The organism is Actinospica robiniae DSM 44927 (assembly GCF_000504285.1).
Lineage (GTDB): Bacteria > Actinomycetota > Actinomycetes > Streptomycetales > Catenulisporaceae > Actinospica > Actinospica robiniae.
On record NZ_KI632511.1, the window covers coordinates 4136821 to 4158290 of the forward strand.

Annotated in this window: 19 protein-coding genes; 14 read left to right on the forward strand and 5 right to left on the reverse strand. The window is 72.1% G+C overall.

Annotated features, from left to right (window positions below; translation table 11 throughout):
* Positions 1-94 precede the first annotated feature (94 nt).
* The 3 genes from alaS to ACTRO_RS17570 all read right to left on the reverse strand — a co-directional run bounded on the left by alaS (position 95) and on the right by ACTRO_RS17570 (position 3541).
* The gene (gene alaS / locus ACTRO_RS17560) at positions 95-2755 is read right to left on the reverse strand and encodes an alanine--tRNA ligase (RefSeq protein ID WP_034264325.1); all 2661 of its coding nucleotides are present in this window, start codon (positions 2753-2755) and stop codon (positions 95-97) included.
* 119 nt (positions 2756-2874) lie between these two features.
* Positions 2875-3126, reverse strand: a complete 252-nt coding sequence (locus tag ACTRO_RS17565) for a hypothetical protein (RefSeq protein ID WP_051450990.1) — start codon at positions 3124-3126, stop codon at positions 2875-2877.
* A gap of 4 nt (positions 3127-3130) precedes the next feature.
* The gene (locus tag ACTRO_RS17570; RefSeq protein WP_034264328.1) at positions 3131-3541 is read right to left on the reverse strand and encodes a DUF948 domain-containing protein; all 411 of its coding nucleotides are present in this window, start codon (positions 3539-3541) and stop codon (positions 3131-3133) included.
* A 166-nt stretch (positions 3542-3707) separates the two neighbouring features.
* Here ACTRO_RS17570 and ACTRO_RS17575 point away from each other — a divergent pair, with 166 nt between their 5' ends.
* From ACTRO_RS17575 to ACTRO_RS47320, 4 genes are all read left to right on the forward strand, one after another.
* Positions 3708-4718 (forward strand): protein kinase family protein, encoded by a 1011-nt coding sequence (locus tag ACTRO_RS17575; protein ID WP_034264331.1) that lies wholly within the window; start codon positions 3708-3710, stop codon positions 4716-4718.
* 219 nt (positions 4719-4937) lie between these two features.
* The gene (locus tag ACTRO_RS17580; protein ID WP_034264334.1) at positions 4938-5711 is read left to right on the forward strand and encodes a GNAT family N-acetyltransferase; all 774 of its coding nucleotides are present in this window, start codon (positions 4938-4940) and stop codon (positions 5709-5711) included.
* A gap of 143 nt (positions 5712-5854) precedes the next feature.
* Positions 5855-7096: an MFS transporter gene (locus ACTRO_RS17585; protein ID WP_034264336.1), complete on the forward strand. Its 1242-nt coding sequence runs from the start codon at positions 5855-5857 to the stop codon at positions 7094-7096.
* Between the two features lie 73 nt (positions 7097-7169).
* Entirely contained in the window at positions 7170-7904 is a 735-nt protein-coding gene (locus ACTRO_RS47320; RefSeq protein ID WP_034264338.1) for a Pr6Pr family membrane protein, read from the forward strand.
* Here the strand turns inward: ACTRO_RS47320 and ACTRO_RS17595 are convergent.
* Positions 7787-9199, reverse strand: a complete 1413-nt coding sequence (locus ACTRO_RS17595) for a replication-associated recombination protein A (protein WP_051452415.1) — start codon at positions 9197-9199, stop codon at positions 7787-7789. The genes ACTRO_RS47320 and ACTRO_RS17595 overlap by 118 nt on opposite strands.
* Before the next feature lie 129 nt (positions 9200-9328).
* Here ACTRO_RS17595 and ACTRO_RS43505 point away from each other — a divergent pair, with 129 nt between their 5' ends.
* From ACTRO_RS43505 to ACTRO_RS17620, 5 genes are read left to right on the forward strand one after another with little or no spacing between them, the layout of a single operon-like run.
* A complete protein-coding gene (locus ACTRO_RS43505) occupies positions 9329-10117 on the forward strand; it encodes a GNAT family N-acetyltransferase (RefSeq protein ID WP_051450991.1) in 789 nt (262 codons plus the stop codon).
* Positions 10118-10144: 27 nt separating this feature from the next.
* A complete protein-coding gene (murA, locus tag ACTRO_RS17605; RefSeq protein WP_034264342.1) occupies positions 10145-11467 on the forward strand; it encodes a UDP-N-acetylglucosamine 1-carboxyvinyltransferase in 1323 nt (440 codons plus the stop codon).
* 27 nt (positions 11468-11494) lie between these two features.
* Positions 11495-12277, forward strand: a complete 783-nt coding sequence (locus tag ACTRO_RS17610; RefSeq protein WP_051450992.1) for a HipA family kinase — start codon at positions 11495-11497, stop codon at positions 12275-12277.
* Positions 12274-12669, forward strand: coding sequence for a DUF3037 domain-containing protein (locus ACTRO_RS17615; RefSeq protein ID WP_034264345.1), 396 nt, complete (start codon positions 12274-12276; stop codon positions 12667-12669). Before ACTRO_RS17610 ends, ACTRO_RS17615 begins: the two co-directional genes overlap by 4 nt.
* Positions 12666-13193: a hypothetical protein gene (locus tag ACTRO_RS17620; protein ID WP_211244309.1), complete on the forward strand. Its 528-nt coding sequence runs from the start codon at positions 12666-12668 to the stop codon at positions 13191-13193. The genes ACTRO_RS17615 and ACTRO_RS17620 overlap by 4 nt, the downstream gene beginning before the upstream one ends.
* Here ACTRO_RS17620 and ACTRO_RS17625 read toward each other — a convergent pair.
* The gene (locus ACTRO_RS17625; RefSeq protein WP_211244310.1) at positions 13190-14803 is read right to left on the reverse strand and encodes a glycoside hydrolase family 53 protein; all 1614 of its coding nucleotides are present in this window, start codon (positions 14801-14803) and stop codon (positions 13190-13192) included. The two genes, ACTRO_RS17620 and ACTRO_RS17625, sit on opposite strands and share 4 nt — an antisense overlap.
* 302 nt (positions 14804-15105) lie before the next feature.
* Here ACTRO_RS17625 and sigJ point away from each other — a divergent pair, with 302 nt between their 5' ends.
* From sigJ to ACTRO_RS17650, 5 genes are all read left to right on the forward strand, one after another.
* Positions 15106-15984 (forward strand): RNA polymerase sigma factor SigJ, encoded by an 879-nt coding sequence (gene sigJ, locus ACTRO_RS17630; RefSeq protein ID WP_034264351.1) that lies wholly within the window; start codon positions 15106-15108, stop codon positions 15982-15984.
* A gap of 178 nt (positions 15985-16162) precedes the next feature.
* Positions 16163-17272 (forward strand): NAD(P)/FAD-dependent oxidoreductase, encoded by a 1110-nt coding sequence (locus tag ACTRO_RS17635; protein WP_051450993.1) that lies wholly within the window; start codon positions 16163-16165, stop codon positions 17270-17272.
* A 101-nt stretch (positions 17273-17373) separates the two neighbouring features.
* A complete protein-coding gene (locus ACTRO_RS17640) occupies positions 17374-19002 on the forward strand; it encodes a molybdopterin-dependent oxidoreductase (protein ID WP_084316352.1) in 1629 nt (542 codons plus the stop codon).
* 142 nt (positions 19003-19144) lie between these two features.
* Positions 19145-19978: an HAD family hydrolase gene (locus tag ACTRO_RS17645; RefSeq protein ID WP_051450994.1), complete on the forward strand. Its 834-nt coding sequence runs from the start codon at positions 19145-19147 to the stop codon at positions 19976-19978.
* 276 nt (positions 19979-20254) lie between these two features.
* Positions 20255-21466, forward strand: a complete 1212-nt coding sequence (locus ACTRO_RS17650) for an ROK family transcriptional regulator (protein WP_034264356.1) — start codon at positions 20255-20257, stop codon at positions 21464-21466.
* Positions 21467-21470: the final 4 nt, after the last annotated feature.

Genomic DNA, 21470 nt, shown 5'->3' on the forward strand with positions numbered 1-21470 from the left:
GCCTCGCACGAACGGGGCCCGCGCGCTTGACGGACGGGCCCCGGGAATGACGCGAGCGACCAGTGCGCCGCGTGGATACCAGAAATGTCGCGCGCTAGGCGGCGATCTGACGCCGCACCGCCTCCAAAGCTTCATCCAGCGCCGCCGCGTTCGTGCCGCCGCCCTGGGCGATGTCGTCCTTGCCGCCACCGCCGCCGCCGAGGGTCTGGGCCGCGGTCTTGGCCAGCGCGCCGGCCTTCAGGCCCTGCTCGCGGGCCGCCTCGTTGGCCGTCACCACGACCACCGGGCGCTCGCCGGCCACCGCCGCGACCGCCACCACGCTGGGGCGCGAGCCGAGCCGGGCGCGCACGTCGAGGGCGAGCTTGCGCAGGTCGTCCGCGCCGGTGCCGTCGGGCGCGCGGTGGCCGACGTAGGCCACGCCGCGCACGTCCGCCGGGTCGGCCGCCAGCTGCCCGGCCACCGCGAGCACCTGGCCCGCCCGCAGCGCGGCGATCTCCTTCTCCGCGTCGCGCAGCTTGCCGATGATGCCGCCGATCCGCTCCGGCAGCTCCTCCGGCCGGGCCTTGACCGCCTCGGCGATCTGGGCCAGCAGCACGTGCTCGCGGGCCAGGAAGCCGTACGCGTCCGCGCCCACCAGCGCCTCGACCCGGCGCACGCCGGCGCCGATGGAGGACTCGTGCAGCAGCTTGACCAGGCCGAGCCGGCCGGTGTTGGGCACGTGCGTGCCGCCGCACAGCTCGTGCGCCCACTCGCCCACCGAGACCACCCGGACCCGGTCGCCGTACTTCTCGCCGAACAGCGCCATCGCGCCCATGGCCTTGGCCTCGGGCTGCGACATGATCTGCGCGGTCACCGCGAGGTCGTCGATGAGCACCTCGTTGACCAGCTGCTCCGCGTCGGCCAGGACCGAGTGCGGCACGGCCTGCGGGTGGGCGAAGTCGAACCGGAAGCGGCCGGGCGAGTTCTCCGAGCCGGCCTGGGTCGCGGTGTCGCCCAGCAGCTGGCGGAAGGCCTTGTGCACCATGTGCGTGGCGGTGTGCGCGCGGGAGATCGCGGCGCGGCGGGCCACGTCCACCGCGGCCTCGGCGGGCTGACCCGCCGTCACCTCGCCGTCCCGGACCACGGCCCGGTGCACGATCAGGTCGCCGACCGGCTTCTGCACGTCCACGACCTCGATCACGGCGCCGTTGGCGAGCCGGATCAGGCCGTGGTCGGCGAGCTGGCCGCCGCCCTCGGCGTAGAACGGGGTGCGGTCGAGCACCAGCTCGACCTCCTGGCCGCCGACCGCGCTCCCGGCCACCGCGCCGTCCACCAGCAGGCCGCGGACCACGGCCTCGCTGACGGTCTCGCGGTAGCCGGTGAACTCCGGGCTGCCGGAGAGGTCGAACAGCTCGCGGTAGGCGGAGACGTCCACGTGGCCGGTCTTCTTGGCCTTCGCGTCGGCCTTGGCGTTGGCCTTCTGCTGGGCCATCAGCCGGCGGAAGCCCTCCTCGTCCACCGACAGGCCCTGCTCGGCCGCCATCTCCAGGGTCAGGTCGATCGGGAAGCCGAAGGTGTCGTGCAGCTGGAAGGCCTCGGCCGCGTTCACCCGGTCCCCGCCGGCCGCCTTGGCCGCGGAGATGGCGTTGTCCAGGATGCCGGTGCCGGTGCGCAGCGTCTGCAGGAACGCGGTCTCCTCGCCGATGGCCACGGCCAGGATCCGCTTGGAGTCGGCGACCAGCTCAGGGTACTGCGGCCCCATCGCGTCGATGCCGCTGCGGATCAGCGCCTCCATGCTCGCCGCGTTCGAGCCGAGCAGGCGCATGTTGCGGATGGCCCGGCGCATGATCCGGCGCAGCACGTAGCCGCGGCCCTCGTTGCCCGGGATGACGCCGTCGCCGATCAGCATCAGCGCGGTGCGGACGTGGTCGGTCACCACGCGCAGGGCCACGTCGGTGCGGTGGTCCTTGCCGTAGACCGCGCCGGTCAGCTCGGCCGCCTTGTCCAGGATCGTGCGGGACGTGTCGATCTCGTAGAGGTTGTCCACGCCCTGCAGGATCGCGGCGAGGCGCTCGAGGCCGAGGCCGGTGTCGATGTTCTTGGCGGGCAGGTCGCCGCGGATCTCGAAGTCGTCCTTGCCGGTGCCCTCGCCCCGCTCGTACTGCATGAAGACCAGGTTCCAGATCTCCAGGTACCGCTCGCCGTTGACGGCCGGGCCGCCCTCCTCGCCGTAGGCGGGGCCGCGGTCGTAGTTGATCTCCGAGCAGGGACCGCACGGCCCGGGCACGCCCATGGACCAGAAGTTGTCCTTCTTGCCGAGGCGCTGTATGCGCTCGGCCGGGACCCCGATCTTGCGGTTCCAGATGTCGTAGGCCTCGTCGTCGTCCAGGTAGACGGTGATCCACAGCCGCTCCGGCTCGAGCCCGTAGCCGCCGTCGGCGACCGGGCTGGTCAGCAGCTCCCACGCGAGGGTGATCGCGCCTTCCTTGAAGTAGTCGCCGAAGGAGAAGTTGCCGCACATCTGGAAGAAGGAGCCGTGCCGGGTGGTCTTGCCGACCTCTTCGATGTCCAGGGTGCGCACGCACTTCTGCACGCTCGTCGCGCGCGGGGCCGGCGGCGGCTCCTCGGCCAGGAAGTACGGCTTGAACGGCACCATGCCGGCGTTGACCAGCAGCAGGGTGGGATCGGAGGCGATGAGGGAGGCGGACGGGATCTCGGCGTGCCCGCGCTGGACGAAGAAGTCGATCCAGCGGCGGCGGATCTCTGCGGAGTCCATGGTCGAACTACCTCTCGCTTACATCGGTGGAACGTTCACAGGTCGAGTCGCGACAGTGCTGCGCTCCTCATTCTTCCAGCTGTGCAGCCGCGCTCGTACCGGCCCGCGGACACCCCGGCTCAGCGGCGGCCGGTCTCCTGGTCCTTCGCGTCCACCCCGAGGGCGTGGTAGAGCTCGAACTCGCGCTCGGCGGCGGCGGAGCGCACGTCCTCGGTGAAGTCCTGCCAGGCGGAGGTGAGCCGGCCGGGCACGCCGGTGGCCGACTCGGCCAGGGTGGAGGGGGCCAGCTTGCGGGCGGCCTTGGTCACCTTGGCCGCGACCACGACGCCGGTGCCGGCGCCGAGGGCGGCCCAGAACAACCGCTTGACCATGGTCTCAGTCCTTCCGGGTCCGGCGGGCGGCCTTGATCTCGGCCTTGACCCGCTTCTCCACGTCCGCCCGGCGGCGGTTGGCCAGGGCCGAGCGCACGCCGTAGGAGAACGCCGCCGCCTTGATCATCGGACCGCCCACGGTGGCCGAGAAGGTGGAGGCGAGCGCGGAGGCGTTGGTGGAGATGTTCGAGACGTTGTCGGTGATCACGTCCACCTTGCCGAGCTGCTGGTTCGTCGTGACCACGGTGGTGGTGATCTCGGTCAGCAGCGGCGAGGTCTTCTCGCTGATGCCCGCCACGAGCTGCTTGGTCTCCTTGAGCACCTGGGCCAGGCGCAGCAGGACCACGCAGAGGAAGACCACCCCGACCGCGAAGAAGATCGCGAAAATCAGTCCGACGACTGCACCTGCCGACACGTGCGGGTCCGTCCCTTCGCTCACGCCCGAGTGGGATTGACGTCTGGAGTCCACGAGGGGCCAGACCTGCTAGACGATATCGCGTCCGGCCCCGCCGACGTCGTCAGGCCTGGCGGACACCGCCGGACCCTCGCCAGGCCCGCGTCCGCGCCCGTAGGCTGACGGCATGGGGAGGGCCTTCGACTCGGAGTTCGCCGACGAGCTCTGGCGGTTCGGCGGGACGCCGTACCAACCGCTGGCCAGGATTACGTCAGGCTCCGGCGACACGTTCCTGGGGTTGGCCCGGGACGGGCGCCCGACCGTGGTCAAGCTGCACCGCCCGGCCGGCGCCGCGGACGTCGCACTGATCCGAATGCAGAGCGCCGCGGAGCTGATCAGCGCTCTGGGATCGCCGCGGATCGCCCGGCATCTGGCCGTCGGAGAGGTGCGCGGACTGGCGTGGACGGCGGCCGAATACGTGCCCGGACCCTCGCTTCAGGAGGCTGTGGACGGGTACGGACCGCTGTCGCAAGAGGGCGTGCGGCACCTGGCGCGAGGGCTGGTCGAGGCGTTCTCCGCGTTGCGCGATGCCGGGCTCACCGGGCGCGGCGTGACGGCACGCGACGTGGTGCTTGGCCGGATCGGTCCGATCGTCGTGGACGTGGGCCTGACCCGCATCGAGGGCGCTGACGGGCGGATCGAATCGGCCGACGAAGCCGAGTCCACCGCCGAGGACGTGCGCGCGATCGGTGCGCTGCTCTATCTCGCGGCGACGGGCCGGCCGGCGTCGAGCGCGTCCGGCGACATCCTCAGCCCGGCGGTGGGCAACTGCCCGAACGCCCTGCGCGAGGCGATCGAGTCGAGCCAGCGGGTGCGGCCCGCGGCGCGGCCGAGCCTCGAGCAGCTGGCCCGGGCCGCGGACGAGACCTGGGTCCCGGCCTCGCTCGCGACGAAGTGGCTGGCAGAACCCTGGCAGTCCGCCGACGTGCTGCGCGAGATCGACGATCGCGCGAACGAGCTGGCCAGGCTGCGTTCGCGGGCGATCGAGCGCGCCATCCTCGCCGCCGCCGCCCCGCCGAGCCTCTCGGCCCGGCGGAGCCCGGCCGTCCGCTGGGAGAAGAACGAGCCGGCCGTGCGCAACCGCCGTTGGCTGGCCGGCGCGGCGGTGCGCGCGCTGTGGTCCCGGCGGGGGCGGTAAACCGTACCCGGGCACGTCGGAGCAGGGGGCGCATTCTCGCGCCGATGCGCGCACCCTTGCGGCCGACCGGCGGCGATGGCAAGATCGGCACGCACCGGCCGGGGACGACTCCCGGTCGACGTCGACACCGGGGAGTGGGGCCCATGCCTGTCAGCGCGCACGCCACCGAGGGCCGCCGACAGTCCTGACGCAGCATCGGCGGCATGTCCGTACACTCACATGCCATATCAAAGGATTACCGCAGTGGACTTCCACGTCCAGCACCATGCCCGCACCCTGGCTCTGCGCAGCCTGGGGCACGTGCGCACCGGGCCGTTCGTCGCCCGGTTCAATCCGGAGTGGGCCAGTCCGATGGCCAACTACGCCATCCCGGACGACCACGCCGAGCCCAGCGCCGCCGACATCCGCGCCCTGATCGAGGTCTTCCGCGCGCGCGAGCGCAAACCGCGGCTGGAGTTCCTGCCCAGCTGCGCGCCGGCGGTCGAGCCCGCGCTGCGGGCGGCCGGCTTCAAGGTGGAGAGCCGGGCGCCGCTGATGGCCTGCCCGCCCGGCGACCTGGCCGCGCCCAAGCCGGTGGCCGGCCTCGAGCTGTTCGAGCCGCGCGCCGACGATGACCTGTTCGGACTGGTGACCGTGCAGCACTACGCCTACGGCGAGCCGGGCCGACCGGACTGGCCGGCGATCGGCGGCCTGCGCGCCACGTACGAGAACGGCGGCATCGTCGTGCTCGGCTTGTTCGAGGGCGAGCCGGCCGGCGGCGGGTCCTGCTCGGTCCCGATCGACGGGCTGACCGAGGTGGGCGGCATAGCCGTGGCCGAGCGCTTCCGCCGCCGCGGCGTCGGCGCCGCCGTGGCCGCGCGGCTGACCGAGCTCGCCTTCGAGCGCGGGCTGCGGGTGCCCTGGCTCGAGCCGTCCGGGGAGATCAGCGAGCGCGTCTACGCGGGCATCGGGTACCGGGCCATAGGCGAGAAGCTGAACATCTCGCTTCCCTGAAGCCCGGTTTCCACCGCGCCGGCCGGCCGCCTCGGCTTCCCGCCGCCGGAGAGAAACGAGCGGCGAGGGGCCGCGGGGCCGGGAAAGCTTTCGATTCTGCCGCCGGGTTCTGGAAGTATGTGCTCCGAAAGTAGGAGACACACATGCACTTGGCCCGTTACAAGTCCGTGCTCGGCCTGCCCGGCATGAAGACCTTCATGCTGGTCGCGCTGGTCGCCCGGATCCCCGGCACCGCGTGGACCACCGCGCTGACGCTGAGCGTCGTGCTCGACCGGCATCTGAGCTACGCCGCGGCCGGCGCGGCCACCGCGATGTTCACGGTCGGCCTGGCGCTGGGCTCGCCGCTGCTCGGGCGGGCCATCGACCGGCGCGGTCCGCGGCCGGTGCTGCTGGTGACGGGCGTGGTCTCGCTGCTGTTCTGGAACCTCGTGCCGTCGCTGCCCTACCCGGCGCTGCTCGGCTGCGCCGTGTTCTGCGGCGCGCTGCAGGTGCCGATCATGACGCTGGTGCGCCAGTCGCTGGCGCAGCGGGTGCCGGAGTCGGTGCGGCGCCAGGCGTTCTCGCTGGACTCGATGGCCGTGGAGCTCTCCTTCATGGTCGGCCCGGCGGTCGCGGTGCTGGCCATCACCTCGCTGGGCGAGGCCGTCTCGACGCTGCGCGTGGTCGGCTTCGGCATCGCCGCCGGCGCCGCCGTGCTCTACGCGTACACCGCCCGGCAGGACGCCGCCGGCGGCGCGGCCGAAGCGGAGCTGGAAGAAGCGGCCGAGGACGCGGCCAAGGCGCACTGGCTCGCGCCGGGCTTCCTGCTCATCCTGGCCGTGTGCACCGCCTGCTGCGTGATCCTGTCCGCGACGGACGTGGCCGTGGTGGCGCTGCTGCGGGGGCACGGGCAGATCGCCTGGGCCGGCGTCGTCGTCATCGTCTGGTGCGCGGCCTCGCTGGTGGGCGGCTTCATCCACGGTGCGATGCCGCGGCCGGTGCCGATGCCGGTGCTCCTGCTGCTGCTCGGCGCGCTCAGCGTGCCGATCGGCCTGGCCGACAACTGGTGGGCGCTGTGCCTGCTCTGCATCCCCGGCGGCCTGGCCTGCGCCCCGACCATCGCCTCGAGCGTGGACGCGGTCAGCCGGGCGGTGCCGCCGTCCCGGCGCGGCCAGGCGATGGGCATGCACGCCGCCGCCCTGACCGTGGGCAGCGCGATCGGCGCGCCGCTGATCGGCGTGGTCATCGACGGGGCCGGCCCGGCCTGGGGCATGGCCGCGGTCGGCCTGCTCGGCTGCGTGGTCGCGCTCGCCGCGATGGCGGTGCAGCGTGGGCGGCAGGCGGCCGCCGCGCCCGCGCCGCTCGTGCCGGCGAGCGCCGCCGAGGCCGCGCTCGAGCGGGTCTGAGGCTCGGGTCCGTGCCCGCGTCGGCACACGCCGACTCTGGCGCACGGACCCGTCCAGCCCTTACCTTTCTCGGATGAAAGCTGACCGAGCGGTAACCGCCCGTCCGAAGAGCCACGTCGTCGCAGGCGCGGGACGCACGGCGTTCGGCTGCCTCGCGCTGGTGGCGCTGGCCGTCGGCTACGACCGGGACCTCCACGTCGGCGACGCCGTGAACTTCTTCTTCTACTTCACGGACCTGTCGAACCTGTTCGGCGCGGCCGTGCTGCTGATCGGCGGGCGGGCGCTGCTGCAGGGCCGGTCGGGCGTGCCGGACCTGGTTCGGGGCGCTGCGGTGCTCTACCTCGTCATCACCGGCCTCGTGTACTGGACGCTGCTGGCCGGGCAGGCCACCGCCGCCACGATCACGTGGCAGAACGACATCGTGCATGGCGTGATGCCCTGCATCCTCGTGCTCGACTGGCTGCTTCTTCCCCCGACGGCACGCCTGCGCCACGCCGTGGCGACCCGCTGGCTCGTCTTCCCACTGGTGTACCTGGCCGTGTCGCTCGTGCGCGGCCCGATCGTCACCTGGTGGCCCTACGACTTCCTGGACCCGCGCGAGCCCGGCGGCTACCTGCACGTGACGACGTGGTCGCTGATCGTGCTGATCGTGTTCGTGGTCTTCATGCTGCTGACCGTACTGACGGGCAATCAGCTCGGCTCGCGGCGCTCGCCTTCGCCCGACCCCTTGAGCTCGACGGATTCCGCCGAGGACGGCTCCTCGCCCGAGCCCAACAGCGACCGCAACTTCACCACCCGGTCCGCGTAACGCTCCTCCAAGCCGTGCCGGGTCGGGTTGTAGTACCGCTTCCCGTGCACGGCGTCCGGCGCGTACTGCTGCGCGGCCACCGCGTTCGGCAGGTCGTGCGGATACACGTAGCCCTGGCCGTGCCCGAGCTTTCCCGCGCCCTGGTAGTGGCTGTCGCGCAGATGCGCCGGCACCGGGCCTGCCAGGCCCGCGCGCACGTCCGCCAACGCCGCGTCGATGGCCAGGTACGCCGCGTTCGACTTCGGCGCCGCGGCCAGCGCGATCGTCGCCTGCGCCAGCGAGATCCGGGCCTCCGGCCAGCCGATGAAGGACACCGCCTGCATCGCCGCGACCGCGGTCTGCAGCGCCGACGGATCGGCCAGCCCGATGTCCTCGCTGGCCGAGATGACCAGCCGCCGGGCGATGAAGCGAGGGTCCTCCCCCGCCTCGACCATGCGCGCCAGATAGTGCAGCGCGGCGTCCACGTCCGAGCCGCGGATCGACTTGATCAGCGCCGAGGCCACGTCGTAGTGCTGGTCGCCGTCCCGGTCGTAACGCACCGCGGCGCGGTCCACCGCCTGCTCCAGGACGGCCACGGTGATCTCGTCCGAGCCGCTGTCCTTCGCCGCTCCCGCGCCCGCCTCCAGCGCCGTCAGCGCGCGCCGGGCGTCGCCACCGGCCAGCCGAAGCAGGTGCGCCCGCGCGTCCTCGGCCAGCGTCACCGTGCCGGCCAGGCCGCGCTGCTCGACCAGCGCGCGGTCGATCAGGTCGCTGATGTCCTCCTCGCCCAGCTGCTCGAGCGTGAGCAGCAGCGAGCGGGACATCAGCGGGGAGATCACCGAGAAGTACGGGTTCTCCGTGGTCGCCGCGATCAGGGTGACCGTGCGGTTCTCCACCGCGGGCAGCAGCGAGTCCTGCTGCGCCTTGGAGAAGCGGTGGATCTCGTCCAGGAACAGCACCGTCTCGCGCCCGTACCCGGCCAGCTGGGTGCGCGCCTCGTCCAGCGCCGCGCGCACCTCCTTGACCCCGGCCGTGATCGCGGACAGCTCCAGGAAGTGCCGGTCCGTGCTGCGGGCGACCACGTGCGCCAGCGTGGTCTTGCCGGTGCCGGGCGGACCCCACAGGATGACCGAGGCGGGCACCGCCCGGGACTGCGAGGTCGCGTCGACCAGGCGCCGCAGCGGCGAGCCCGGCTTCAGCAGCTTGCCCTGGCCGACCACCTCGTCCAGGGTGCGCGGGCGCATCCGGGCCGCGAGCGGGGCGCGCGACTCCTCGTGCTCGCGGTTCACGAAGTCGAAAAGGCTCTCAGCGGGCATGTCGACGAGCCTAACGCCCACGCCCGACAGCGCAGGTGCGAGAATCTTGAGCATGAGCGAGCTTGCGAGCGAGTCATTAGGCACAGTGCTTCGCGCACGCGGCCTACCGAGCGCTAGCGAGGTGGCGGTGTGCACGGTATAGAGACGGTCACCCGGTTCGACTCCTACCGGCAGCTGCCCGCCGAGGTGCTCGACGACGCGCTGCTGCGGCTCGAGACCGACCCCGGCATCCTGCACGGCGCGTGGACCACTCCCGGCGGCTACGCATTCGCCTCGATCGACTCCTACGGCGGCGACCCGTGCTGGCTCAACGTCGTGGCCGATCCGGCCGTCGCGCTCGCCCTGGTCGAGGCCGCGATGGCCGACCTCGGCGACGCCTGCTTCGGGATCACCGTGCCGCGCGGCGTCGACGTCAGCCGCTGGGTGGTCGCCGATCCCGGCCACGGCTCGTGGGACCTGATGCGCTGCGACGAGCCGCCGGCCGCCCAGCCCGGCGAGGACCGCGTCCGCGTGCTGACGGATCTCGCCGCGGTGCAGGCCTTCCTGGACCGGGTCAACCCGAGCCACTCGGTGCGCGCCGACCACGCCGAGGTCGAGCGGTGGATGGGCGTGGCCGACGAGGCGAGCGGCGAGTTGCTCGCGCTCGGGGCTTTCACCCGCCGCGTGTCCGGCGTCGCCTATCTCGCCTCCATCGCCACCGACGCCCAAGCCCGCGGCCAAGGACTCGGCGCGGCGGTGACCGCTGTACTCACCCGGCACGCGTTCGCGTCGGGGGATGTTCTGTGCACCCTCGCGCACTACCACCCCAACGAGCCGGCCCGGCGGCTCTACCTGCGGCTCGGCTACCGGACGACCCATCAGAACCTGTCCAATCCGCTGCCCCGGCCGGCCGCGCCCGCCGACGGAACCCCGGCATAGCGGGCTGACCGGCGCCACAATGGCCTCATGACCAGAGCGTGGAAGATCGAACCCACCGGCCCGTTGCGCGGGGACGTCACCGTGCGCGGGTCGAAGAACGCCGTCACCAAGCACATGGTCGCCGCGATCCTCGGCCACGGCGCGAGCCGGATCGGCAACGCCCCCCGGGTCGGCGACGTAGAGATCACCGCGTCGATGCTGCGCTCGCTCGGCTGCTCGGTCGAGCGCGACGCCGACACCCTGATCGTCGAACGCGGCGAGCAGCCCGCCTCGGCCGTGCCGCAGACCTTCACCGGCCGCAACCGGATCCCGGTGCTGCTGCTCGGCCCGCTGCTCAACCTCACCGGCGAGGCCTTCGTGCCGCTGGTCGGCGGGGACCGGATCGGCCCGCGCCCACTCGACTTCCACATCAGCGCCCTGGCCGCCATGGGCGCCCAGATCAGCGTGGACGACACGGGCATCCACGCCACGGCCAAGCGGCTGCAGGGCACGAAGGTGAAGCTGCCCTACCCGAGCGTCGGGGCCACCGAGTCGATCATGCTCTCGGCGGTGCTGGCCGAGGGCCGCACGGTGATCTCGAACGCCGCGGTGGAGCCGGAGATCATGGAGCTCGCGCTGTTCCTGCAGCGGATGGGCGCCGGCATCCAGCTCCAGCCGGACCGGCGCATCCTGATCGAGGGCGTGGAGAAGCTGCACGGCGCCGACACCCGGCTCTCCGGCGACCGGCTCGAGGCGTTCAGCTACCTGGTGGCCGGCCTGCTCACCGGCGGCCAGGTGCGCGTGCACGGCTGCGCCCAGGAGCGGCTGGTGACCGCGATCGAGACGCTGCGCAAGATGGGCACCCGGTTCGACATCGGCGAGGAGTACATCAGCGCCTCCGCCCCCGACGGCCTGCGCTCGGCCGCCGTGCACACCGACACCCACCCCGGCTTCGCCACCGACTGGCAGCAGCCGCTGCTGGTGCTGATGAGCCAGGCCCGCGGCCTGTCCGTGCTGCACGAGACGGTGTTCGAGAACAGATTCGTCTATGTCAAGGCGCTGCAGCAGCTCGGCTGCGAGATCGAGCTGTTCCCGATGTGCCTGGGCGGCAACGCCTGCCGCTTCCACGACACCAACCACCTGCACTCCGCCGTCGTGCACGGCCCGTCCAAGCTGGTCGGCGCGCAGGTGCACGTGCCCGACGTGCGCACCGGCTTCTCCTCGGTCATCGCCGCCTCCATCGCCGACGGCCCCTCGGTGCTGATGGACGTCGAGTCGCTCGAGCGCGGCTACGACGAGCCGCTCAAGCGGCTGCAGTCGCTCGGCATGGCCATAACCGTGGACGAGGCGTTCGAGGAGACGGCGGACTGAGCGCGGCGTCCGGCGTAGAGTGATCAGGTGCTGCAACAGGTCACCGCCACCCGCTACGTCACGCCGCTGCGCGAGGGCGGCTCCCTGCCCGGGATCGTCGAGGCCGACGATCTGGGCACGTACGTGGTCAAGTTCCGCGGCGCCGGCCAGGGCAGCGCGGCGCTGGTCTCCGAGATCGTGGTCGGCGAGCTCGGCCGGCGGCTCGGGGTGCGGGTGCCGGACCTCGTGCTGATCTCGCTGGACGCGGAGATCGGCAAGCGCGAACCGGACCAGGAAGTGCAGGAGCTGCTGCTCGCGAGCGTCGGGGTGAACCTCGGCATGGACTTCTTGCCGGGCTCGATCGGCTACGACGGGATCCACTGGCAGCCGCCGGCCGAGGAGGCCGCGCGGATCTTCTGGCTGGACGCGCTCACCGGCAACGTCGACCGGACCTGGGCCAATCCCAATATGCTGATCTGGCATCGGAAGCTGTGGGCCATCGACCACGGCGCCGCGCTGGTGTTCCAGCACTCGTGGCCGGCCGTCTCGGCCTGGGCGGCACGGCGCTACGACCTGTCCAAGCACGTGCTCGGCGGCCTTGTCGCCGGGATCGGGCACGGCCCGCTCAAGGCGCTCGACGCCGAGCTCGCCGACGCGATAACGCCGGAACTGATCGACGAGGTGCTCGCCCTGGTGCCGGACGAGTTCCTGTTGCGGCTCAACTCCGCCCCGGAGGACGCCGAGGCGGCTTCGCTCCGGGAGCGTTACGCCGATTATCTGCTCGCGCGGCGGGCTTCCGACCGCGCCTGGTGGCCGGAGAGTGCGGCATGACGCGAACGCAGACCGGTTTGCTCGGCTACGACTGCGTCGTGCTGCGCGCCGTGCCCCGCCCCGACCGCGGCGAGCAGGTGAACGTCGGCGCGGTGCTCTACTGCCAAGAAGCCGACTTCCTCGCCGCCGCCGTGCACGTCGACGCCGATCGGCTGCGCGCCCTCGATCCGGCCGTCGACGTGGAGCTGCTCACCGCCGCCCTCGACGGCATCCGCGACGTGTGCGCCGGCGCTCCCTGTGCCGGCGACGCCGGGACGGCGAACCTGCGGACCCGGTTCGGCTGGCTCAGCGCTCCGCGCAGCACGGTGCTGCAGCCGGGGCCGATCCACGGCGGGCTGACCGCCGATCCGACCGCGGAGCTCGAACGGCTGATGGACCGTATGGTGCGATGAGGATGGGCGAGGCCATCCCGCTCGCGCAGGGCGATCTGCGCTGGGTGTTTCCCGAGGTGGACGACCCCGCTGTGGTGAGTGGCGCCCTGTCTGAGGCTGATGCGCGGATGCGCCGGGTGGCCGCCCATCTGGGAGCGGCCGACACCGGCCTGGAATTTCACCGCGTCGAGGGCTTCATGCTCCATGGCGTCTTCGGGCTCGCCGAAAGCTCAGACGTCTCGTTCGCGGCCGAGCTGTGCCTCCCGCAAGATTGCCTGTGGAGCAAGCCGGCAGGGCCGCCGTGGCAGGTCGAGGCCGTGGTCATGGTCCCGGGTGAGACCACTGCGGATGACGCCGAAGAAGGCTGCGGCACGGAGATCGTGGCGGAGTGGGCGCATTCCTACGACACTCCGGTCGAAGCAGCACGAGGGCTGATCCAGGCCACTGACTGGCTCTACGAGCAGTGCGTCACCTTCGAAGGATGGATCCGGCCGCCGCGCCGGGGTTCGGGGCGCGGCGGCCGGGGCGTGCACGCGGGCGACTAGCGCGGCGCGTAGTCCGAGATCACCGGCAGAGCGGTGTCGCTGTAGTCGAACATCGCCTGGTTCTCCCAGCCGTCACCCGCGCTCGGGTCGGTCGGGTCCCAGCCGTTGCCCTGCACCACGGTCCAGGTCGGCTCCCAGTAGAAGGCGCCGAGGCCCAGCCCGTTCGGCACGGCCTGGACGATGCTGAGCGTGTCGCGGAACATCGCCTCCTGGCCGGCCGGGGTGGCCGGGTAGCCGGTCTCCAGCTCGCTCGCGGTGCTGAAGCTCAGCGCCGCGGTCGGGTCGCCGCTCTCCAGCGTCCACGGGTAGGCGGTCTCGGCGAGGATGATCGGCTTGCCGTAGCGGGTGGCCGTGTCGTCGAGCGTGGTCTGCAGCTCGTCGAGGTAACCATGCCAGTACGAGTAGTACGACAATGCGATGACATCGAAGGGCACGCCCTGCGCGATCGCGTTGTCATAGAACCACTGCACGCCGCCCTCATCCGCCGCGTTGGCGATGTGCAGGGCGATCTTCGTCTTCGGGTCGGCGCTCTTGACCCCGGCGATGGCGGACTTGAGCAGCGCGCCGAAGGTGGTCCAGGAGCTGTCCGAGCCGTAGTCCAGCCCGGTCGGCCAGAGGAAGCCGCCGTTGACCTCGTTGCCGGTCTGGACCATGTCCGGCGGGGTGCCCTGGGCCACCAGGTCGTGCACGACCTTCGCCGAGTACGTGTACAGATCCGACTCGAGCCCGCTGAGCGAGTCGTCCGCCCAGGCGGCCGGGACGCTCTGGTGGCCGGGGTCGGTCCACGTGTCGGAGTAGTGGAAGTCCAGGAAGATCTTCATATGGTGCGCCTTGGCCTGCTTGGCGCCCGCGAGCAGCTGCTGCTCGTCGTCGAAGCCGTCGACCGGGTTGACCCAGACGCGCAGCCGGGCGTAGTTCATGCCGGCGTCACCGAGGATGTCGAGGGCGTTCTCCTGCCTGCCCGAGGCGGTGTAGTACACGCCGCCGTCCTGCTCGCCGCGCACCAGGCTGGAGACGTCGCCGCCGCGGATCGGCAGCGAGGCGTAGCCGGCAGTCAGCGTCACCAGGCCGTAGTTGGTCCAGTCGTTCGCCGCGCTGTGCGAGACGAGGTGGATGACCGCCTGGTGCCCGACCACGCGCACCGACGTGACGATCCGCAGCCAGCTGCCGTCCGAGATCACCGGCACGTCGGTGCGGTTCTCGTTCGGGCCGGACTGCAGCTCGACGTAGTTCGCGCTGTCGCCGCCGCCGGACTTGACCCACACGCCGAGGGTGTAGTCGCCGTTCGGCAGACCCGTCACCCGCTGCCAGGTGTCCACGTTGTAGGCCGCTGACGACCAGTGCGTGAGCTGATAGCCGTCACCGTCGTAGCCGTAGCCGGTCGCCTCGGTGAACGAGGCTCCGGCGGTGCCCGTGGTGGTCCAGCCGGACGGCGTCGCGGTGCCGGTGCCGTCGAGGTCGAAGCCCGGATTGGCCACCGTGCCCGAACCCTGCGACACCCCGTGCCCCTGCTGGGCCTCGGCGAGCGTCGGCGAGGCGGCCAGGCCCAGCGCCACGGCGGCCGCACACCATCTTCGTATCCGCACCCGAGGCTGCTTCGTGTTCGTCACTCACACCACTCCTATCGGAGACCGGACGGCACCCCACCGTTGGGATCGTTCCCAGTCCGCTGGCAAGATTTACCACCACCCGGCGCCATAGTCGAGATGCAGCAGCGGATTTCGCAGCTCACAATTCCGTGAACGCTCCCAGATCTGTACGCGGATCCACTTCGAATCCGCACCCGGGCCTGCGCTCGGATCCGCCGCCGGGCCTGGCCCGGGTGTGGTCCGGGCGTGGTCCGGACGTGGTCCGGGAGCGGCTTGAGCACGCCCGGAACCGGCAGCTCACCGGGCCCGGCTAGGCTGGAGCGGTGGCGGAAGTCGAAGAGTTCGAACGGCACCGGCGCTACCTCGGCGCGGTGGCCTACCGGCTGCTCGGATCGGTGGCCGACGCGGAGGACGCGGTCCAGGAAGCCTGGCTGCGCTGGAGCGAGGTGGACGGGTCCGCGGTGCAGAACCCGCGCGCCTATCTGACCACCGTCGTCAGCCGGCTCTGTTACGACCAGCTCGGCTCCGCCCGCGCCCGCCGGGAGGCGTACTACGGCGAATGGCTGCCCGAGCCGCTGATCGACGACCAGCTCACCCCGCACGACCAGGCCGAGCGCGGCGAAGAGGTCTCGCTGGCGATGATGGCGGTGCTCGAGCGCCTCAGCCCGGCCGAGCGCGCCGCCTTCGTGCTGCACGACGTCTTCGGCGTCGACTTCCCGCAGATCGCGCTGACCCTCGAGCGCACCGAGGCGGCCGTGCGCCAGCTCGCCTCCCGCGCCCGCAAGCAGGTCAAGGACCGCTCCCCCCGCCCCGCCGTGGACCGCGGCGCGCACCGCGACGCCGTGCGCGCCTTCGCCGACGCGATCGGCAAGGGCGACATCATCGGCCTGATGAAGGTGCTCGACCCCGACGTGGTCTGGCACTCGGACGGCGGCGGCATCGTCCGCGCCGGCGTGCGCCCGATCCTGGGCGCGGACCGGGTCTCGCGGATGGTGCTCGGGCTGATGGAGCGGTACTGGGAGCCCGGCAGCGTCATCGAGTTCGTCGACGTCAACGGCGAGCCGGGGATGGCCCTGTTCACCCCGGACGACGCGCCGCTCGGCGTGGTCGGGTTCGGCGTGGTCGACGGGCTGATCACGGAGACGTACGTGGTGGTCAACCCGGAGAAGCTCACGCACGTCAGACGGGCCGCCGCGGCGTGAGGTGAGCCAGCGCCGCTGTGTGAGGGGGTTCGCCGCTGCATGCCGGGACGCGCCGCTGCCTGAGCCGTCCTTGCGGCGGGGTGGGCGGCCGTGGCCTGCGGGATGTGTCCCACGTCACAGTCACACTCGGCGCGGGCCCGTCGTCCCCCTTGCGACAACGAAGCGAGGAGGGCCCACCATGACTACGCAGAGCAACGCCAAGCAGAACACGCCGGCCGGCCGGATCGTCGTCATCGGCGCCGGCTACTCGGGCCTGTGCGCGGCCGCGCGTGCCGGCAAGAGCGCCCAGGTGACGCTGATCGCGCCGGACGAGCGCATCCCGAACCGCATCCGGCAGCACGAGGTCGCGGCCGGGCGCGAGGTGCCGAAGCCGCTGATCGCCCACGTGGTGCGCGGCCGGAAGGTCACCCACGTCCAGGCCCGGGTGACCGAGCTGGACCTGACCGCGCGCAAGGTCTTCACCGACACCGGCCGCGCCGTCGAGTACGACACCCTGGTCTACGCACTCGGCAGCCACACCGCCTGGCACGGGGTGCCCGGAGCGCAGAAGCACGCGTACTCCACCGAGCAGGCCGCCGAGCTGCGCCAGCGCCTGGCCGAGACACCGACCGGCCGGCTGGCCGTGGTCGGCGGCGGCGCGACCGGGATCGAACTCGCGGCCGAGCTCGCCGAGGCCTATCCCGACTGGAGGATCCAGCTCGTCTCCAGCGGCGAGGTCGGCGGCTGGTTCTCCGCCAAGGGCAAGGCGATCGTGCACGAGGCCCTCGGTCGGCTCGGCGTCGAACTGCGCGAGCACAGCGAAGTGACGGCCGTGGACGCGGCCGGGCTGACGACGGTTCAGGGCCGCATCGACGCCGACCTGGTCGCCTGGGCCGGGTCGTTCGAGGTGGCGCCGCTGGCCCGGGAGGCGGGACTGGCCGTCACCGAGACCGGCGAGGCGGTCGTGGACGCGTACCTGCGCTCGGCCTCCCACCCGGAGGTGTTCGTGATCGGCGACGCGGCGGCCGTGACGCTGCCCGGCATCGGCCGCCTGCGCAAAGGCTGCGCCACCGCCGAGCCGATGGGCATGTACGTGGGCAAGGTGCTGGGCCGGATCGTGCGCGGCAAGACGGTCGGACCCTACAGCTACGGCTACACGGTGCAGTGCCTGAGCCTCGGCCGACACGCGGGCATGGTGCAGCGCGTCGGCAAGGACGACTCGATGCGCGAGCGGGCGTACGGCGGCGGAGTCGGGCGACGCGTCAAGGCCCTGATCGCTTGGGGCGTCGTGGTCGCGTTCCGGCTCTGAGTTCCCGTCCCGGCCGGGCAGGGGTTATGGGATCCCGTCGCCCGGCCGGGCAGGGGTTCCGCTCTTCTCCGGCCTTCAGCAATCGGCGCTACAGTGCCCGCATGTCGGCCGCAGAACAGCAATCGAACGACCCCGAGCCGTCGAAGGGAGCCCCGCCCGGCGGCTCCGGACGCCGCGGCGGGATCGGCCGCCGCAGTGGGACCGGGCCTCGCGGCGGGATCATGCGCGGCGTCCTGGTCGGGATCGCCGCCGGCGGGGCCGGGGTGGCCGCGGGCGAACTGGCGGCGGTGCTCACCGGCGAGGCGAGCTCACCGGCGGTGGCCGTGGGGCAGTGGGCCATCAGCATGACGCCGAGCTGGCTCGAGCAGTGGGCGATCCGCAACTTCGGCACCCACGACAAGCGCGTGCTGCTGATCGGCGTCTACGTCGTGCTGGCGCTCATCTCGGCCGGCGCGGGCGTGCTCGCGCGCAGACACCTGACGTGGGCGAGCTACCTCGCCGCCGGGTTCGGCGTCGTCGGCATGGTCGCGGCCGTGACCAGGCCCAACGCGACCTCGGGCTACCTGTTCCCCTCGCTCGTCGCCGGGTTCGCCGCGGTGCTCGTGCTGCGGTGGCTGACCATCCTGTCGCTGCAGGACACGGAGCCGGGCGCGGGCGCGGACGAGCGGCGCCGCTTCCTGCTCGGCCTGGCCGGGACCGCCGCCATCGCGGCGATCGGCGGCTTCGGCGCGAAGGCGTGGATCGACTCCCGGTACGACGCGGAGCCCGCCCGGGAAGCGGTGAAGCTGCCGAAGCCGGAGACCGTGCTGCCCGAGCCGCCCGCGACGGTGCACCCGAACGTGCGCGGGCTCGGGCCGTTCTTCACTCCGAACGCGCAGTTCTACCGCGTCGACACCGCGCTGACGGTGCCCCAGGTGGACCCGGAGACCTGGAAGCTGCGGATCCACGGCATGGTCGACCGGCCCATCGAGATCACCTTCGAAGAGCTGCTCGGCTACGCGTTCGAAGAGCACGACCTCACCCTGACCTGCGTGTCGAACCCGGTCGGCGGTTCGTACTGCGGCAACGCACGCTGGCTCGGCACGCCGCTCGCGCCGCTGCTGCGGCGGGCGGGAGTGCAGTCCGGCGCGGACATGATCCTGTCCACCTCGACCGACGGCATGACCATCGGCTCGCCGGTCGAGGCGGTGCTCGACGGCCGGCAGGCGATGCTCGCCGTGGCGATGAACGGGCAGGCGCTGCCGATCCAGCACGGCTTCCCGTGCCGGATGCTGATCCCCGGCCTCTACGGCTACGTCTCGGCGACGAAGTGGGTCACCGACCTGAACCTCACCACCTTCGCCTCGTCCTCGGCGTACTGGACGCAGAACGGCTGGTCGGCGCAGGGACCGGTGAAGACCGCCTCGCGGATCGACGTGCCGGCCGCCAACGCCACGGTCCAGGAGGGCGACGTCGTGCTCGCGGGCACGGCCTGGGCCACCCACCGGGGTGTGGACGCGGTGGAGGTGCAGATCGACAACGGGCCGTGGCTGACCACGGCCCTGGCGGCGGCGGACACTCCGGACACCTGGCGGCAGTGGTCGTACACGTGGTCGGGCGCGAGGCAGGGCACACACACCGTGAAGGTGCGCGCGACCGACGCGACCGGCACGGTGCAGACCTCGGCCGTGCAGGACGTGGTCCCCGATGGCGCGACGGGCTATCACACGATCAACGTGCAGGTTTACTGACCAGTTCCCAAACAACCGATATGACTTATGCGGGTTTTTACCCGTTGCCCGGCTGTCACGCTGAATAGACTGTGATGCCCGCAGTGTCCGCTCCGAACGACCGGCTGAGGGCCAGACCGAGCGCTCATGCGATGATCAGGCCATGATCCCGCTTCCCCGGCTGATCGCCACCGACCTCGACGGCACGCTGCTCGACCACCGGCGCGAGCTGACCCCGCGCACCGTCGCCGCTGTCGCCGCGATCGTGGCCCTCGGCGTGGAGTTCGTGCTGGTCACGGCCCGGCCGCCGCGCACGGTCGCCCCGCTGGCCCGGCAGCTAGGCGGGCGGATCGTGGCACTGTGCGGCAACGGAACGCTGCTGGCCGAGTTCGACCCCGCCGAGCCGGCCTGGCGTACGACGCTGATCAGGTCGTTCGAGCCCGCACAGGCACTGGAGATCATCACCCAGTTGCGCCCGGCACTGCCGGATGCCGGATTCGCCATCGAGACCGGCGAGGAAGTGCACTACGAGCCCGAGTTCCGCACCGGCGTGGTCACCGACGACCGCAGGGTCCTGACGGACGACCTCGCCGCCGCGACCCTCGCGGCGGCAACGATCGTGAAGGTGCTGGCTCGCTCGCCGGAGCGCGACGCGGACGACATGGTGCGGATCGCCCGCCGCGCGGTCGCGGTCGCGGCCGAGATCTCGCACTCGGGCGGCCGTGGCCTGCTGGAGATCGCGCCCTCCGGCGCGTCGAAGGCGAGCGCGCTGGAGTGGCTCTGCGCACGCCGCGGGATCGAGGCCGCGCAGGTGGCGGCGTTCGGCGACATGCCCAACGACCTGCCTATGCTGCGGTGGGCGGGCATCGGCCACGCGGTGGCGAATGCGCATCCTGAGGTACTGGCGGCGGCGGACCTGATCGTCGGCCACCACGCCGAAGACGGCGTCGCCGTGGCACTGGAACAGTTCCTGGCGAACGTCGAGCTGAAAGCCTGACCGGAGGGGCACCGAGGGACAACCTTCCGACCAGCCCGCGCGCTCCCCCGCCGGCGATCCCTTTCGCCTCGTGGGGTTCTCACCCCGCCTCAGTCCGCTCTCATGCGCCGCGTCGCCGCCGGCCTTACTCTCGGCCGTGTTCCCTTCTCGCCGTCCGAGGCCGCAATGCCTCGGGCGGCACCTGCTTTTCCGCCCCTCGCTATGCTTGACTCGGCTCGGGGCGGGCATTACCGTAACCTCCAAAAGTAAGGAAACTTTCCTTATTAGAGAGGTGCGATGGACCAAGTACCGGGGACCCCGAGCCTGCTCCGGGCGATCAACGATCGCACCGCGCTGCAGCTGCTCAGCGAGCAGGGCCCGCTCACCCGCGCCCGGCTCGGCGCCCTGACCGGACTGTCCAAGCCCACCGCCACCCAGCTGATGGACCGACTCGAGGCGGCCGGCCTGGTCGAGGCCATGCCCGGCGAGGGCCGCAACGCGCGGCTCTACCGGGTCCGGCCCGGCGCCGCGTACGTCGCAGGGCTCGACGTCACGCCCGCGCACATCCGCGTCCGGGTCTGCGACCTGACCGGCCAGAGCATCGCGCAGTCCACCTTGGCCACGCCGCGGCGCGAGGTCAAGGACGCGCTCGAGCGGATCCGCGAGGCGCTGACCGAGGCCTGCGCCCTGGCCGGGATCACGGTGGCGCAGCTCAACCGGATCGTGATCGGTCTCGGCGGCGCGCCGGACCCGCACAGCGGCCGGATCGGCTACGCCCGGCACCTACCCGGCTGGCACGACCCGAACCTGCTGGCGCGGCTGCGCACCGAGCTGACCGTGCCGGGCGAGGCGGACCCGGCGGTGGAGATCGAGAACGACGTCAACCTCGCCGCGGTCGCCGAGCAGGCGCGCGGCGTGGTGCGCCGGGACTCCCCGCTGGCCTGCCGCGACTTCGCCGTCCTGTGGATAGGCGAGGGCATCGGCGCCGCCGTCGTCATCGACGGCAGGCTGCACCGCGGATTCACCGGCGGCGCGGGCGAGATCGGCTACATGCCGGTATCCGGCCTGCCCCCGGTACGCAACATCAGCCGCGGCACCAACGGCGGCTTCCAGAACCTGGCCGGCGCGCCCGCGGTGCTCAAACTGGCCCGGGCCAAGGGCTTCCCCGGCTCGGACGCGGCGGCCGCCTGCCGCCGCGCCGCCGAGTCCGGCGCACTAGGCACACCGCTGCTGACGGAGGTGGCCGACCGGCTCGCGGTCGGACTCGCTCCGCTGGTGGCGGTGCTCGACCCGGAGCTGATCGTGCTGACCGGCGCGATGCTCCAGGCCGGCGGGGAGGTGCTGCGCGAGCTGGTGGCGGACGCCCTCTACGCCATGGTCATCCCCCGTCCCCGGCTCGTGCTCTCCGAAGTGGCCGAGGACCCCGTCCTCACCGGCGCGATCGAGTCGGCGCTGGCCGAGACCAAGCAAGAACTCTTCGACAACACCCGCAAGGGCCGAGGACTGTAAGGAA

Excerpts from the sequence above, each read along its gene's own strand:
- alaS (WP_034264325.1), bottom strand. The coding sequence starts at position 2,755 with ATGGACTCCGCAGAGATCCGCCGCCGCTGGATCGACTTCTTCGTCCAG.
- ACTRO_RS17565 (WP_051450990.1), bottom strand. The coding sequence starts at position 3,126 with ATGGTCAAGCGGTTGTTCTGGGCCGCCCTCGGCGCCGGCACCGGCGTC.
- ACTRO_RS17575 (WP_034264331.1), top strand. The coding sequence starts at position 3,708 with ATGGGGAGGGCCTTCGACTCGGAGTTCGCCGACGAGCTCTGGCGGTTC.
- ACTRO_RS17580 (WP_034264334.1), top strand. The coding sequence starts at position 4,938 with ATGCCATATCAAAGGATTACCGCAGTGGACTTCCACGTCCAGCACCAT.
- ACTRO_RS17585 (WP_034264336.1), top strand. The coding sequence starts at position 5,855 with ATGCACTTGGCCCGTTACAAGTCCGTGCTCGGCCTGCCCGGCATGAAG.
- ACTRO_RS47320 (WP_034264338.1), top strand. The coding sequence starts at position 7,170 with ATGAAAGCTGACCGAGCGGTAACCGCCCGTCCGAAGAGCCACGTCGTC.
- ACTRO_RS17595 (WP_051452415.1), bottom strand. The coding sequence starts at position 9,199 with ATGCCCGCTGAGAGCCTTTTCGACTTCGTGAACCGCGAGCACGAGGAG.
- murA (WP_034264342.1), top strand. The coding sequence starts at position 10,145 with ATGACCAGAGCGTGGAAGATCGAACCCACCGGCCCGTTGCGCGGGGAC.
- ACTRO_RS17615 (WP_034264345.1), top strand. The coding sequence starts at position 12,274 with ATGACGCGAACGCAGACCGGTTTGCTCGGCTACGACTGCGTCGTGCTG.
- ACTRO_RS17620 (WP_211244309.1), top strand. The coding sequence starts at position 12,666 with ATGAGGATGGGCGAGGCCATCCCGCTCGCGCAGGGCGATCTGCGCTGG.
- ACTRO_RS17635 (WP_051450993.1), top strand. The coding sequence starts at position 16,163 with ATGACTACGCAGAGCAACGCCAAGCAGAACACGCCGGCCGGCCGGATC.
- ACTRO_RS17640 (WP_084316352.1), top strand. The coding sequence starts at position 17,374 with ATGTCGGCCGCAGAACAGCAATCGAACGACCCCGAGCCGTCGAAGGGA.
- ACTRO_RS17645 (WP_051450994.1), top strand. The coding sequence starts at position 19,145 with ATGATCCCGCTTCCCCGGCTGATCGCCACCGACCTCGACGGCACGCTG.
- ACTRO_RS17650 (WP_034264356.1), top strand. The coding sequence starts at position 20,255 with ATGGACCAAGTACCGGGGACCCCGAGCCTGCTCCGGGCGATCAACGAT.